The organism is Paenibacillus sp. 3LSP (assembly GCF_032465655.1).
Classification (GTDB): Bacteria; Bacillota; Bacilli; order Paenibacillales; family Paenibacillaceae; genus Fontibacillus; species Fontibacillus barengoltzii.
In genome coordinates this window covers 40484-53724 of sequence record NZ_JAWDJI010000048.1, presented here as the reverse complement: position 1 = coordinate 53724, position 13241 = coordinate 40484, and the positions used below count along the sequence as shown (strand labels likewise).

The 13241-nt window shown below is 52.7% G+C and carries 18 protein-coding genes and 1 pseudogene; 17 read left to right on the top strand and 2 right to left on the bottom strand.

Annotation, left to right across the window (positions count from 1 at the left end; genetic code table 11):
• Positions 1-24 precede the first annotated feature (24 nt).
• The 7 genes from RW092_RS02905 (at position 25) to RW092_RS02875 (ending at position 5017) form a co-directional block, all read left to right on the top strand.
• Positions 25-669, top strand: a complete 645-nt coding sequence (locus RW092_RS02905; protein ID WP_316009465.1) for an alpha/beta hydrolase — start codon at positions 25-27, stop codon at positions 667-669.
• A gap of 35 nt (positions 670-704) precedes the next feature.
• Positions 705-1337: an NUDIX hydrolase gene (locus RW092_RS02900; protein ID WP_316009464.1), complete on the top strand. Its 633-nt coding sequence runs from the start codon at positions 705-707 to the stop codon at positions 1335-1337.
• 104 nt (positions 1338-1441) lie between these two features.
• On the top strand, positions 1442-1696 hold the full coding sequence (locus tag RW092_RS02895; protein WP_085279581.1) for a hypothetical protein: 255 nt from the start codon (positions 1442-1444) through the stop codon (positions 1694-1696).
• A 34-nt stretch (positions 1697-1730) separates the two neighbouring features.
• Complete coding sequence (locus tag RW092_RS02890; RefSeq protein ID WP_316009463.1) at positions 1731-2189, top strand: putative immunity protein; 459 nt, start codon at positions 1731-1733, stop codon at positions 2187-2189.
• 143 nt (positions 2190-2332) lie between these two features.
• On the top strand, positions 2333-2797 hold the full coding sequence (locus RW092_RS02885; RefSeq protein ID WP_316009462.1) for a GNAT family N-acetyltransferase: 465 nt from the start codon (positions 2333-2335) through the stop codon (positions 2795-2797).
• A gap of 13 nt (positions 2798-2810) precedes the next feature.
• Entirely contained in the window at positions 2811-3506 is a 696-nt protein-coding gene (locus RW092_RS02880; protein ID WP_316009461.1) for a response regulator transcription factor, read from the top strand.
• Complete coding sequence (locus RW092_RS02875; protein WP_316009460.1) at positions 3503-5017, top strand: sensor histidine kinase; 1515 nt, start codon at positions 3503-3505, stop codon at positions 5015-5017. Before RW092_RS02880 ends, RW092_RS02875 begins: the two co-directional genes overlap by 4 nt.
• Here RW092_RS02875 and RW092_RS02870 read toward each other — a convergent pair.
• Positions 4994-5221, bottom strand: a complete 228-nt coding sequence (locus tag RW092_RS02870; RefSeq protein WP_316009459.1) for a hypothetical protein — start codon at positions 5219-5221, stop codon at positions 4994-4996. The genes RW092_RS02875 and RW092_RS02870 overlap by 24 nt on opposite strands.
• 346 nt (positions 5222-5567) lie before the next feature.
• Between RW092_RS02870 and RW092_RS02865 the strand changes: the two genes are divergently transcribed.
• Both RW092_RS02865 and RW092_RS02860 read left to right on the top strand, forming a co-directional pair.
• Positions 5568-6788 carry a TolB-like translocation protein gene (locus tag RW092_RS02865; RefSeq protein ID WP_316009458.1) on the top strand — a complete coding sequence of 407 codons (1221 nt, stop codon included), beginning with the start codon at positions 5568-5570 and terminating at the stop codon, positions 6786-6788.
• Between the two features lie 44 nt (positions 6789-6832).
• On the top strand, positions 6833-7531 hold the full coding sequence (locus tag RW092_RS02860; protein WP_316009457.1) for a stalk domain-containing protein: 699 nt from the start codon (positions 6833-6835) through the stop codon (positions 7529-7531).
• A gap of 120 nt (positions 7532-7651) precedes the next feature.
• Here the strand turns inward: RW092_RS02860 and pqqA are convergent.
• Positions 7652-7696 (bottom strand): annotated as a pseudogene (gene pqqA / locus RW092_RS23755) (pyrroloquinoline quinone precursor peptide PqqA); the annotation flags it as partial.
• A gap of 179 nt (positions 7697-7875) precedes the next feature.
• On the opposite strand from pqqA, the gene RW092_RS02855 reads away from it, so the two are divergent.
• From RW092_RS02855 to RW092_RS02820, 8 genes are all read left to right on the top strand, one after another.
• Positions 7876-8769: a pentapeptide repeat-containing protein gene (locus tag RW092_RS02855; protein ID WP_316009456.1), complete on the top strand. Its 894-nt coding sequence runs from the start codon at positions 7876-7878 to the stop codon at positions 8767-8769.
• Positions 8766-9680 (top strand): AraC family transcriptional regulator, encoded by a 915-nt coding sequence (locus tag RW092_RS02850; RefSeq protein ID WP_016312538.1) that lies wholly within the window; start codon positions 8766-8768, stop codon positions 9678-9680. Before RW092_RS02855 ends, RW092_RS02850 begins: the two co-directional genes overlap by 4 nt.
• 76 nt (positions 9681-9756) lie before the next feature.
• A complete protein-coding gene (locus tag RW092_RS02845; protein WP_016312537.1) occupies positions 9757-10482 on the top strand; it encodes a YjjG family noncanonical pyrimidine nucleotidase in 726 nt (241 codons plus the stop codon).
• Positions 10483-10708: 226 nt separating this feature from the next.
• Complete coding sequence (locus RW092_RS02840) at positions 10709-11212, top strand: GNAT family N-acetyltransferase (RefSeq protein ID WP_016312535.1); 504 nt, start codon at positions 10709-10711, stop codon at positions 11210-11212.
• A gap of 116 nt (positions 11213-11328) precedes the next feature.
• Positions 11329-11859 carry a cupin domain-containing protein gene (locus RW092_RS02835; RefSeq protein WP_316009455.1) on the top strand — a complete coding sequence of 177 codons (531 nt, stop codon included), beginning with the start codon at positions 11329-11331 and terminating at the stop codon, positions 11857-11859.
• On the top strand, positions 11856-12362 hold the full coding sequence (locus tag RW092_RS02830; protein WP_316009454.1) for a GNAT family N-acetyltransferase: 507 nt from the start codon (positions 11856-11858) through the stop codon (positions 12360-12362). Before RW092_RS02835 ends, RW092_RS02830 begins: the two co-directional genes overlap by 4 nt.
• A gap of 20 nt (positions 12363-12382) precedes the next feature.
• Positions 12383-12778, top strand: coding sequence for a zinc ribbon domain-containing protein (locus RW092_RS02825; RefSeq protein WP_016312532.1), 396 nt, complete (start codon positions 12383-12385; stop codon positions 12776-12778).
• A gap of 3 nt (positions 12779-12781) precedes the next feature.
• Entirely contained in the window at positions 12782-13204 is a 423-nt protein-coding gene (locus RW092_RS02820; RefSeq protein WP_016312531.1) for an NUDIX hydrolase, read from the top strand.
• Positions 13205-13241: the final 37 nt, after the last annotated feature.

Below are 13241 nucleotides of genomic sequence, written 5' to 3'. Positions count from 1 at the left end.
AATATCGAGAGGAGAGGATCAAAGATGAAAGCGTCCACTCTGAGGTTTCCTTCCTATTGGAAGACCGAGATTAGCGTGAAATATATCCAAGTCACGGACTCCAATCGAAAGCTGGTGGTTTTGTTTCCCGGCAAAAACTACTCTTGCGATCGCCCCACCCTGCATTATGCCGCGCTTGCAGCCCGGGAGTGCGGATATGATATTCTGGCGCTCGAGTACGGTTACCAAGCCGCTCGTAAGGAGCTCGAGTATCGGGAAATTCCGCAGGTGATTCAGGATTGTGAACAGGCGATACGGCAGGTCATTGGCAGTTATGAGGAAATCGTGTTCATCAGCAAAAGCCTGGGGACGGTGGTGGCCGGTGAAGTCCATCGCAGATTGGGAGTTAGAGCCGAGGAAATCCGGCATATTTATTTGACGCCAATTTCCGATACGCTTCCGTATATCCATGAAACTCAAGCGGTTGTCGTTTACGGGACGAAGGATGATGTGTTTCCTCCCGGATTGGCAAGTCGACTGAAGGCATCAGACCGACTGAAAATTGTGCCCATCCCCGGGGCTAACCATGGATTGGAAACGGGACGGGTGGAAGAGAGCTTGGACATTTTGCGAGAGCTCACCGTTATATATAAGGAAGTATTGCTTGGTGGAGTGAAGCATCAGGCGTAAAACAATGGGCTGATATGAACCACTTGGAGGACAACATGAGCGAAACTGAATTGTTTGACATCTACACGAAGGATATGAAGAAGCTGGGTACGGCTCCAAGACGAGAGGTTCATGCCAAAGGGCTGTGGCACCAGACCTTTCATTGCTGGATTATAAAACGGGATGCCCAGGGTGAAATTTATTTGTTATTTCAACGTCGGCATCCCAACAAAGATGTGTTCCCGTTGTTATTGGATACCTCTTGTGCAGGGCATCTCCAAGCCGGAGAAGACGTAAAGGACGGAATCCGTGAACTGAAGGAGGAGCTTGGGTTAGCGATCCCGGTTGAGGACCTGACGTATCTCGGCAAGGTAGCTCAAGAGCATTTTCCTTCACCCGATGTGATTGACCGTGAGGTCAACCATGTCTTCATCTACGAAAATGAACAGTCCTTGCTCGATTATCATATCCAGACCGAAGAGTTGACAGGGCTGTATTGGGTGAGCTTGCAGGCTCTACAGGAGCTGCGCTGCGGGACTCGTGATGAACTGTCGTCAGAGGGAGTTTACGTAGATGAAGACAATGGAGGACTGCGAGAAGAACAGGCCACGTGGCGGCTCGCGGATTTTACGCCCAATTCGGACGAGTATTATCAAATGTTATTTGACCGGATCACCTCCTTATTCTGAACGCGGCGGGTTTTCTGCTGGGCGCCAGCATATATAAAAGGTATAGACGTGTGCGGCATGAACGAGAAGCTAGGAGGTGACTTCAGCTGAACAAGGAAAAGAGCTTGTTATATGCTTTTTTGGTCGGCGTCGGTTTTAGCTTGGTTCCATTCCCGACGTCGGGCTTCTTTCTCATCCAAGTCATTTTCATTTTTATTCGCAGCCTGGGCATGATTGTCACGATCTTTGCCGGGATCTTACTCTTAACGGAAATCTATACTCACCTCAAAGGCTTCTACGGAAGTTTGATCCAAAACCTGGCCATAGCAGCCGCTGTGATTCTGGCGCTCGTTCTTATTTTCTACTGGGGATTGTTCTAACTAGCTTCTTATCGGGGAAAGGGGAAAATCCACATTGGAATCCAGGAAGTTTGTTGATGTGAACATCAAACGAGCCATCGCAGACCAAGCGGAGCGGACGGACCAGCGAACGCTGGCGTTATGGGCGTCGGAATGCGCGGAACGCGTACTGCCTTGCTTCGAGGCGGCACGGCCGGAGGACCTGCGGCCGCGGCAAGCGATCGAAGCGGCACGCGCTTGGGTGCGCGGTGAAGTCAGCATGGCCGCGGCCCGCGAAGCAGCAGTTGCCGCGCATAACGCGGCGCATGATGCCGGCCATGCCTCCGCCAGCGCTGCGGCGCGTGCGGCGGGTCACGCGGCGGCTACCGCGCATGTGGCGGGTCACGCGGCGCATAGCGCCACCTACGCCGCCAAGGCGCTCGCCTATGCTGCGGACAATGCGGTAGCGGCCAAAGCAAAGACCGAACAGGAGCGGCAGTGGCAGCTCCGCAGGTTGTTGGAATTGAGCACGTAAGCGGTGATGGAGGCGTTGAGTTGAAGTATTTTACCAAAGCGATGTATGAGCAAATGCAAATCCGGGGGATTACACGATCTTTCGTTGGTTGCCGGCGGTGTGAACATAGGGTAGTTGAATATTTGCCATAAGGAGCTAAGCCGATGAATTCTACATCATTAATTGTCCGTGAAGCACAGTCGGGTGACCTGGAGCCCTTGGCACGGCTGTTTGACGAGTATCGCCAATTTTATGAACAAGCTTCAGATCTCGAAGGAGCCCGGCGCTTTCTGGCAGAAAGGGCAAGCCGGCGTGAATCCGTCGTCTTTCTGGCCATCGATTCGGTCAGCGGGACCGCCGTTGGGTTTACGCAGCTGTACCCGTCCTTTTCCTCCATCTCGATGAAACGGGTATGGATTTTAAACGATTTATACGTGCGGGAGGAATATCGGAACCAGGGCGCGGCGAAGCTGCTCTTGGAAGCAGCCAAATCCCACGCTCAGCGGACGAACGCGAAAGGCTTGGAGCTGTCGACGGCGATGACGAATGTCCGGGCCCAAAGATTGTATGAAACGAGCGGGTATGAACGGGATACGGAGTTTTATCATTACTTTTTGAGCTTGATGTAAAGGGAGTTATAGTATGACCAAGGTGCTTGTAGTAGATGATGAAGCGAGTATTTCTGGAGCCGTGTCGTACGCGCTTCGGCGGGAAGGGTATACGGTGGAGACGGCAGCGGACGGGCAAGAAGCTTTGGACCAGGTTGAGGTGTTCAAACCGGATGTGATGGTGCTTGACGTGATGATGCCAAAGCTAAGCGGATACGAGGTTTGCCGCAAGCTGGAGGGGCGGCCGTCGCGGCCAGCGATCCTGCTGCTAACCGTCAAAAACGACATCGTGGATAAAGTGCTGGGATTGGAGCTCGGAGCCGACGATTACATGACCAAGCCGTTTGATATGCGAGAGCTTGTCGCTCGGGTGAAGGCGCTGAGCCGTCGCGGCCAGCGGGCGATCCCGGCCAATTCCGGCGAGGCGCAGGAACGTATACGGCTGGGGGGACTCACGATCCATCTGCTCAATCGGACGGTTCATGCCGGAGACACCCTGATCGATTTAACGCCAAAGGAATTCGATATCCTGGCACTCCTCGCCGGGCATCCGGGACGGGTGTATTCGCGGGAAGCGCTCTTGGAGCAGGTGTGGGACATGGATTTCGCGGGCGGCACGCGAACGGTGGACATGCACGTGCAACGGCTGCGCAAGAAGCTGGGCCCGTGGAACGATTGCATTCAAACCGTCTACGGTATCGGTTATAAAAGCGTGGAGCCTTCATCATGATACAGCGGAGTTTACGGTTTGGCCTGAAATGGAGAGCCGCGCTGCTGCTGGCTTTCCTGATAACTGCGGTGATTGCTGTACTTAGCCTGCTGGTATTGGCCGGGATCCGCGAGGATCAGCGCCAGCGCTTGGAGCAAATGCTGGCTGCAGAGGCGGAAACCGCGAACCTTCGGGTCCGCCAAGAAGCGTTGACGAGCGGCTTGCCGGATCCAGACGCGTTTATGGAGCTCAGCGGGCAAGACCTTGCCGTCAATTTAGGTGCCGAAAGCGGACTTCCGGTCACACTATATAAGCTGGACGGCTCGCTTGCCGGCACCTCGTTGCCGTTCCAGCCCAAGGCGGACGTTCAGGACGCGCTGGCTTATACAGCCAAAGGACAGTCCGCGTATATCACGCAAGGCGATCAGCTGTTGTATCTGGCACCGCTTTATACGATGGATCAGCAGCCGGCGGGGACGGTCCAGTTTCATGTGTCCCTTGCAGAACAGCACGCTTTTTACGAAAGAATTCAGCGTCTGTTCTGGCTGGTTGGCGCGGCCGTACTGGTTGGGGGATTTCTGCTCGGCTACCTCTACGTCTGGCGACAGGCCAATGTGATTACGCGGCTCAACCGCGCCGCCATGCGCATCGGGGAAGGGGAGTACCTTCGTGAGCCCACGGTTCGACGGAAGGATGAGCTGGGTGAATTGGCGTTGGGAATCTATGAAATGAGCGGAAAAATCGCCACAACCCATGCCCAACTAACCGATGAGAAAAGCAAACTGATCGAGGCCGTAACCCGGTTGCAGGAGCTGGAGCAGCAACAGAAGCTGTTTATCGGGAACATCAGCCATGAGCTGAAGACACCGCTGACCTCGATCCTCGCCTATACGGACCTGTTGAATATGTATCGGGATGATCCGGTGTTGCTTGACGAGGCGTGCCGCCAGATCGGCATGGAGGCGGGGCGATTGTATGCGCTGGTTGAGAAAGCGTTGAAGCTCTCCTCCATGGACGTCTATGACTTCGAGACGAACACGGCTTTGGTGGACCTGAAGCCCTTGCTGGAGGACGCGGCCTCACGCCTGCAGGCGAAAGCAGAGCAGCAAGGCATCCAGATCGTCACTGACCTGCAGGACGGCAAGGTATGGGCCGATGCGGATAACGTGATGCACATGGTAATGAATCTGCTAGATAACGCCGTGAAATACAATAAGCCCGGAGGAAAAGTGTTTTTGTCCAATGAGGCCGTCTCGGTAGTGGATGGCAGCGACCGGATGCAAATTAAGGTGAGAGATACCGGGATCGGCATTCCACCGGAGGCGCAGGCTCGCATCTTTGACCCGTTCTACACCGTCAGCAGCGACCGGTCCAGAGCCCATGGCGGGACAGGCTTAGGGCTATCGCTGGTGCGCAGCCTGGCGGAGAAGCAGCATGGCTCGGTGAAGCTGGCGGCTTCTGGTCCCGAAGGGTCCACCTTTGTAATCGAGCTGCCGCTTGAACGCCCGCTACCTGCCGGAAGCGGCGGCTAAGCCAGCAAATTTCAGCCCAGACTTGAAGAAGTCAGGGCTTTTTTTGCATTCAAATGCAAAAGTGCATTTGATTTCCTGCGTAACCGCTGGTTTCGGGCCGGTGAAATGTAAAAGTGCATCTGACATAGAGCGATTTCGCTCCAAGAGGGTGATTTGGGCCTTGGTGAACTGCACTTTTACATCTAAATGGCCATTTTTCAGCATACAGCGGGATATGAACTGCACTTTTGCAGTTGCGGAGGACGCCTATCGCTGCGACCAACGCTCCAATCGCAGTAATGACGCTCCAATCGCAGTAATGACGCTCCAATCGCAGTTATGACGTCATCACCTCGGCCGACGTGACAGTGAGCAGCAATGTCGTAACTAAGGCGACCGCCGTCACAATCCCTTTCAATGTTACAAGAACGTTACAAGTCGGATATTTTTATGTGAAAAGTCTTCCCTATACTGAAGTCAGCAGGGGGGAACCGAATGAGCCGCCCCATAGCAGCAAAGCTGAGCGGCGATGACGGTGACACCTGTGGCAAAAACGCAGGAGGTACCTGGAATGAAGCACCCTATGGGCACCTTTGCCCTTCAACTTATGGCAGCAGCGCTCTTGTTGGGCACCGTAACGGCTTGCCAACCAAATGAGAAACGGCTTACGGTCGTTGACCCTAAGACGCATCAAAACGGGCAGCAACAACCCGCCCAAACTGGGGGTAAGCCAGCGGAAGCCAAGCGGCAACTGACGGTTGTAGACGCACAGCCACAATCGCCTGGCCGGGAAGTCCGCGTCGTCAGGACGCATGCCATTGAAGATTTGAGCATCCAGTCCTGGATTTCGGAGGACGAGGTGAAGGTGGAAAAGACCCGACTGGTCAAACCCGGGACAGCGACGGAGGAACCGCAATACGCCTATGAGGTCTCGATTGTGAACCTGGTGACCGGCCAGACACGTGAGCCTGCGGGAGAGGAGGGACAGCAGATGGACGGCTACATGCTTGTGAAGGAGTTCCCGTCTCCAGATGGACGGTACCGTTTCATTCAGAAATGGAAGAATAAGTACACGGCCGACAACTTTGTAGAGAATCATCAAACGGGGGAAATCCTGCACATCCCGGGAGAGAACTACCTGGAACTGGGCGGGTGGCTAAACGAGGAAACGTACATTTTAGCTGCCGGCTCGATGGAAGGCCGAGGAGAAATCCGGCAAATTTCCGCAGCAGACGGGAAGGTGACGCTGCTTACGTTAGACGATCCCGACATCGATGTGTTTATCCATTTTGGCGTCAGTCACGGCAGGATCTACTATACCGATAATCATATCGTTTTGAAGGTATTTGATCCGGGTCAATCGAAGCCGGTCAGCTTAATCCGCGATGTCTGGGAGTTTCAAATTTCCCCGGACAGCCGCTATATCGCGGTATCTACTTTGACCCAATCGGGTGTTTTTCAGGGAAGTGAGCTGTTGATCTACGACTCCGCGGGCAGCCTTCAAGGGACACTAATTGGCAAAGGCGACGTCATCTCTTACGTAACGTGGTCTCCAGATTCCACTAAGCTAGCCTTTGATGTGTATTCCGAGAATAAGCCGGGGATGAATGGAGTGTATATTTTTGACACCAGCTCCGGGCAGGTGTCTCCGCTCGCTCCTTATTACGCATCGATCGATCCGCCTCCTCATGCGATCTATCCGTTAAGCTGGAGCCCATCGGGCCAACGGCTGGGCATTACGGTGGACGATCCGAAATCGCTGCTCGTTACTCAAGTGATCGATTTTAAGTAAAACAAATTCATTTAGGGAGAGGAACTAACGACATGAACAACAACATGAAAAAATCCATTTTAGCTTTCGCTGTAGCAGGCATGACCTTATCCGGAGCTGCCGGAGTTTATGCCGGGTCAAAATTGCAGAAAATCAACGCCTATCTGAACAATCAAATCAGCATCCAGGTCGATGGCAAAACCTATGCTCCAGTTGACGGGCAAGGCCGTCCTTTAGCGCCGATTACCTATAATGGCACGACGTATTTGCCAGTACGGGCTTTGGGAGACGTGCTTAAGGTCTCGGTGAACTATGATGCGAGCCAGCACCTGGTGCAGATTGGCAGCCCATCTTCGGGAACTCCGGATTCGGACACCAGCTTAACTCCTGTGAACTATACGAATGCTCAAATGGAAAAAATCAAAAAAGCGTTCGCCCAATTCGAATCCTTTGAGACGCCTTACGCGCCTCAGCAAATGGTCCAAGGGGATGCCTTCAAAATGGTTGGCGAATCCGGTGATGGCGTAAATCTGATCTTTGATCATATGACGGTTACGATTTCCCCGCGGGACTACGCCTATGGCTACGAAGGGAAAACAGTCACCTTATCCAACGGCACGCAAGCGAAATGGTACACGCCATCCGAAACGCCGATGCTGTCCTTCCAGCTGGACGACCGGTTCGTTACACTGAGTTCGCCGGACGGGAAGTTAAGTTCGACACAACTGGAGCAGGTCGCCGTTACTGTTGCGAAGTTGAAATAAAGAGAGAGCAGTGAGAGAGTAGCAAAATGAATGAATACGATATGAAAAAGGTTAACTCCTAACAATCGCTAAAAGTCTGTCGGAGCAGGTGTCTGTATTGCTTCGGCAGGCTTTTTTGGATTAGTCAAAAGTTAGGAAATAGGCATTTACTTCCATCCCTGTTCTAGACTAAGATGGGATTGTTGGGGATGACTCTTGAGGAATTGTATGAAGATTATATTCGGCATGCACGTCATCATTTAGCGCAAATCAGCGATCCGAATCGTTAAGAAACTCTATGCATTTCCCGGTTCCTTGTTTATATTAGAGACACGACGATAGGCAAAAAGTGAGGGAATTTGACGATGTCTGACAATAGAACAACCAAGGAGCCGGCAGATGGCCGACGTCGTTTCGAGTTGCAGGCCGACTGCGAGCATTGCTTTGGCTTGTGTTGTACGGCCCTGCCTTTTGCGGCTTCGGTGGACTTCGCTGTGAACAAAGCAGCTGGACAGCCCTGCGGTCATTTGCAGGATGACTTCCGCTGCGGCATTCACGGCAATCTTCGGGAACAGGGGTACCGAGGGTGCACCGTTTACGATTGCTTTGGCGCAGGACAACGGGTGTCACAGGTCACTTTCGCGGGAGTGAGTTGGCGCCAGGCGCCTGGATCATCCAAGCTGATGTTTGATGTGTTTCCGATCATGTGGCAGCTGCATGAATTGCTCTGGTACTTGGATGAAGCGTTAAGTCTGCCTCAGGTCAGCCATTTACATGAACGTTTGCGGATGAGTTATGACGAGACGGAACGGTTGACATCCGCCAAACTGGACGACTTAATCCGCTTGGATGTGGCAGCACATCGCGCGAAGGTCAACGAGTTGTTGCTCGAGGTGAGTGAGCGCGTTCGCGCTGAAGCGCTGCGGAAGGCTGGTACATCTTCTGGACGGCACAGAAGCTTTGGGCGTGGGGCTGATCTGGTTGGTGCCAAGCTGCGGGGCGAGGATTTGCGAGGCGCATTTTTAAGAGGCGCTTACCTGATCGCTGCGGATCTGCGGGGAGCGGACCTGCGCGGTGCCGATATGATTGGGGCGGATCTGCGAGATGCCGATGTAAGGGGAGCCGATCTATCGGAGAGCTTGTTCTTGACGCAAGCCCAGATCAATGCTGCCAAAGGAGACCGTGACACCAAGCTGCCTCCTCTCCTCGAACGGCCCTTCTATTGGGAAGGGACTTTGGGGAGGCAGGAAGCGAGATGAACGATTACCAGGAAAGGGTAGGTCAGGTCTGTAAGTATATCGATGCGCATTTGCATCAGAAGCTGAACTTGGATCAATTGGCCGAATTGTCTAACTTCTCCAAGTATCATTTCTCGCGGATCTTTGCCTCGGTGACGGGGGAGACGCCGTTTGCGTACATCACGAAGCAGCGCCTAACCCGGGCCGCGGCTTACTTGCGGGAGACCAACCAACCTGTGCTGGAAATTGCGCTGAACTGCGGGTTTGAGTCTGCTTCCAGCTTTAATGCAGCGTTCAAGAAACATTTTGGTCGTACACCAACCGCGATGCGAGAGCAAGCTCGGCAAGATCGCAATATTTCGCAATCGGACCGCAATCGGCAGGAAGCCGATGCCGCGCCAAACCTTTATGATCAAACTGTAAAAAACAGTTTGTTAAGGAGGGTTTGGCAAATGCAAGCCAACATTGTAGAGCTTCCCATGATGGAAGTTGCGTATGTAAGACATGTCGGAAGTTATCTGGAAACCTATCAGGCCTGGGCAAAGTTAGGTAAGTGGGCGGCGCAGCATCAGCTATTTCCGCCGGAGCAATCTTTTATCGGGATTTCCTTGGACGATCCAGCCGTGACCGAGGAGGAGGAATGCCGGTACGATGCCTGCGTCACCGTGCCGAATACGCTTAGCCGTGCGGATGCCACGCCGGAGATCGGCTTCCAAACGCTGCCGGGCGGGCTTTATGCGAAGTTTTATTTTTATGATACATCGGAAAAGCTTGCGCTGCTGTACCAGAGCATATTCGGAAATTGGCTGCCGGACAGCGGATACGACCCGGATGATCGGTACTGTCTGGAGTTCAGCATGAATGATCCGGCGCAGGACCCGCAGGGCAAGGCAAAGGTCGATTTATACATTCCGATTAAAGCAAGGGCATAAGCGGAAGTGAATAACGATCCTGAACAGATGCCAGTAAATATTTTTTGAGGATAGAAAATGCAACAGGAGGAGCCCCATGACTTATACGCATCTTTTATTCGACGCGGACGACACATTATTTGATTACCCGAAGGCGGAAAACCACGCCTTGAGCCTAACGCTTACGGAGGCGGGCATTCCTTGTACCGACGACGTGATGCAGGCATACCAGACCATTAACCAGCAGCTGTGGCGCGATTTGGAGCAGGGGCTGGTGACGCAGGCCACTTTGCGGACAGAACGGTTCGCCAGACTGGTGAAGGAGCTCGGCATAACTCCCCGCTCTCAAGTTGAAGAGATTAGTGAGCGCTATTTGGAACTGCTTGGGGAGGGGACCTTCCTGCTGGAAGGAGCAACTGAGCTCTGCCGCGAATTGCAGGAAGCCGGGTTTCATCTGGCGATCATCACCAACGGCATCAAAAAAGTACAGGAGAGCCGAATTGCCGGATCGGCATTGGCGCAAATGTTCGAGGCCATCATCGTTTCTGAAGACACGGGGTATTCGAAGCCGCATCCGGGGATTTTTGACTATGCGTTTGAAGCATTGGGGCTTCGGCCAGCGGACAAAAGCCGGGTGTTAATTGTTGGGGATTCGTTGACTTCTGACATAAAGGGTGGTCTAAACTACGGGATCGATACCTGTTGGTATAACCCGTATGGCCGCCCGAATACATTGAACCAACAGCCGACTTACGAGATTCGCCAATTAGCGGAGGTCAAGATGTTGGTCGGAGTCGGGGGGAGTCCTTCGGTAGACCTCTGAGAACACGAGCTGTTCAAAATGGATTAAAGTGAGGTGTTGCTAGGTATGGCCGGTGTAGGATTGATTGGGGTGCTACCCGCTCTCCTTTTCTTGTTTTATCTTGTTATCGCTGGCTTAATTTTATATGCCTTGATCTTGTTTATTAGGCTGGCCCGCCGGGGCATCGAAGCGCTAGATATCTATCTCAGGGACAAAAGAGGAAGGTAATTCGAAAGGGGGCTAGTGCGTGGACGTTCGAATCGCACCTATTTTACCGTCTCAAAGCTCGCTGTTTTTTAATTTGTTTCAGTTGTACTTGCATGATTTATCGGCGTTTACCGGTGAGGAGCCGGGGGAAGACGGGCGATTTGATCTGGCGAACACTTCCCTTTACTTGGAGCGGGAAGAATTGCATCCTTATTTCATCTATTGTTCGGGGAAAATAGCCGGTTTCATTCTGGTTTGCGCCCCACCGTTTGTGCCCGAGGAGATCGACTTTACGGTGCAGGAGATGTTCGTGCTTCATAAATATCGCGGAGGTAAAACGGCGGAGACGGCCGTCTTCGAAATTATGCGGCGCTTGAAGGGCCAAATCCGGGTGGAGCAGCTGCAGAATAACGCTGTTGCCGTAGCTTTCTGGAAGAAAATTTACCGGAAGCAAGGCATCTCTTTCGTTGAGACGATCGAACGCGTGGAAATCGAAGGGTTGCCCGGCCTTCACGAGGTTCTAGCTCAAACTTTCTCGTTGTAAACGAAAGCGAATACTCGAATCGGTCTGAAATTATGTATAATGAGAAGACCAACGTATGACCCGGCCCCAGGAAGCAATGATCGGCGGCCGGGCATTTGTTTATTAGGGGGAGAGACATGGCACATTTATATCATGCAGACCGTGTGAAGTATCATCAGAAGCAATCGCCCGTTCCAGAGTTCGCTTGGCATACAAGCGAGCGCTTGGCAGAGCTGGCCGGCTCCAAGCATTTCACGTTTGATATCCGTTCGCTGGATCCAGGGAAGTACTCTTTTCCTTATCATTTTCATCGTAGTGCAGAAGAACTCTTCGTCATTCTGGAAGGCAGTGCGATGCTTCGGACGCCGGAAGGGCATCAGGAAGTACATACCGGGGATATCGTGTTCTTCGAAATGGGACCCTCGGGGGCACACCAGCTATTTAACCATACGGAGAAGCCGTGCAAGTACCTGGATATTCGTACGAACATGGGGCTGGACGTTTGTGAATATCCTGATTCAGGGAAGATCAATATTTTACCCTACCAAGAAGTTTACGAGAGCGCCGGCCAAGTTGATTATTTCAAAGGTGAGGATCAGGTAGCCGCCAAGTGGGCAGCGAAGGAGAACGGGAACGAGCATGAGGAACCAATGGAGAGATCTAAATGATAGAGATTCGAGAAATTCGAGTGGATGACGCTGAGCGCTTTTTGAATCTATGCTTGCAACTGGACCAAGAAACGAAATTTATGCTCTATGAACCGGGAGAACGTAACACGACGGCTGAAGAACAGCGGGAGCGGATTCAATCGATTCTGTCCGAAGCTGGCTCCACGATTCTGGTAGCGGAGGATCAAGGGAAGTTGGTTGGTTATTTGGCCGTGTTTGGCGGTCAAGCCAACCGAACGAAACACGTCGGTTACATTGTGGTCGGCATCACTCAAGCCTACTCGGGCAAAGGGATCGGAACTCGCTTATTTCAGGCTGCTGAGGCATGGCGTGCGGAGACGGAGCTCACCAAGTTCGAGTTAACGGTGATGATCCCTAATGAACGAGCCGTTGCTCTGTACAAGAAAGTTGGCTTTGAAGTCGAGGGTGTCAAACGATATTCGATTCGAGTGGATGGAAATTACGTCGATGAGTATTATATGGGCAAAATATTTGAGGCCTAATCCTGAAGGAGGCGTGAAGCGTGATTCAGTGTCCTTGGTGCGGAGAACAGGTCATATTGGTTGGTGACGTTTGTCCTGAATGCAAACATGAAGTGCTGCCTGAGCATCTGGAGGGATTCCCCGGGCCGGGATCGGGGGACCCTGTTGATCCTCCTCGGGTTGGGGATTACTTCGATCTGGAAGAGGTGCTGGAGCGTCGTTTCAAATGCAGCAAGTGCGGAAAACGGGAAGCTGCGGTGAAAGAAGTGGCCATAACCGGCACCGGCTTGAGTAAACTGATGGACATCCAGCACAACCATTATTTATTCGTCTCCTGCCTGAACTGTGGTCATGTGGAAATCTACGATCCAGATGTGCTTCGGGGACAGCCATCGGGTAAATTTTCGACGATATTGGACTTATTATTTGGAGGCTAACCGATGAAACGAACGGATGTCGTATATTTGCTAATTCCTGATGAGACGAGAACCAAAGTGCTCATGGTGCAAAATGAAAACGAAGCCTGGACGCTGCCTGGAGGCGCGGTGGAGCCTGGCGAGACGCTGCAGATCGCGGCGGTCCGCGAAGGGAAAGAAGAGACAGGACTGGATTTGAAGGTTCACGGGATCGTGGCCGTCAATGAATTTGTACATATAAAAAACGAGGAGCATGTCATCCTGCTGACGTTCCGGGCGGAAATTACGGGGGGCACGCTGGAGATTACCCGTCCAGATGAGATATTGAATATTGCATGGGTTGACGTGGAGCGCGCAGACGAACTGATGCCCTATTATCCGGAAGGGATTAGCTCCATCGTGGCCAGAGGGGTGGAAGTCACCTATTTTGATGAAGGACGGATTTAAGCAAGGCTGCGATGGACAAACCAGATGCTGTCTCGCC

Excerpts from the sequence above, each read along its gene's own strand:
- RW092_RS02880 (WP_316009461.1), top strand. The coding sequence starts at position 2,811 with ATGACCAAGGTGCTTGTAGTAGATGATGAAGCGAGTATTTCTGGAGCC.
- RW092_RS02870 (WP_316009459.1), bottom strand. The coding sequence starts at position 5,221 with ATGCTGAAAAATGGCCATTTAGATGTAAAAGTGCAGTTCACCAAGGCC.
- RW092_RS02820 (WP_016312531.1), top strand. The coding sequence starts at position 12,782 with ATGAAACGAACGGATGTCGTATATTTGCTAATTCCTGATGAGACGAGA.
- RW092_RS02885 (WP_316009462.1), top strand. The coding sequence starts at position 2,333 with ATGAATTCTACATCATTAATTGTCCGTGAAGCACAGTCGGGTGACCTG.
- RW092_RS02835 (WP_316009455.1), top strand. The coding sequence starts at position 11,329 with ATGGCACATTTATATCATGCAGACCGTGTGAAGTATCATCAGAAGCAA.
- RW092_RS02830 (WP_316009454.1), top strand. The coding sequence starts at position 11,856 with ATGATAGAGATTCGAGAAATTCGAGTGGATGACGCTGAGCGCTTTTTG.
- RW092_RS02850 (WP_016312538.1), top strand. The coding sequence starts at position 8,766 with ATGAACGATTACCAGGAAAGGGTAGGTCAGGTCTGTAAGTATATCGAT.
- RW092_RS02875 (WP_316009460.1), top strand. The coding sequence starts at position 3,503 with ATGATACAGCGGAGTTTACGGTTTGGCCTGAAATGGAGAGCCGCGCTG.
- RW092_RS02855 (WP_316009456.1), top strand. The coding sequence starts at position 7,876 with ATGTCTGACAATAGAACAACCAAGGAGCCGGCAGATGGCCGACGTCGT.
- RW092_RS02900 (WP_316009464.1), top strand. The coding sequence starts at position 705 with ATGAGCGAAACTGAATTGTTTGACATCTACACGAAGGATATGAAGAAG.
- RW092_RS02860 (WP_316009457.1), top strand. The coding sequence starts at position 6,833 with ATGAAAAAATCCATTTTAGCTTTCGCTGTAGCAGGCATGACCTTATCC.
- RW092_RS02905 (WP_316009465.1), top strand. The coding sequence starts at position 25 with ATGAAAGCGTCCACTCTGAGGTTTCCTTCCTATTGGAAGACCGAGATT.
- RW092_RS02865 (WP_316009458.1), top strand. The coding sequence starts at position 5,568 with ATGAAGCACCCTATGGGCACCTTTGCCCTTCAACTTATGGCAGCAGCG.
- RW092_RS02845 (WP_016312537.1), top strand. The coding sequence starts at position 9,757 with ATGACTTATACGCATCTTTTATTCGACGCGGACGACACATTATTTGAT.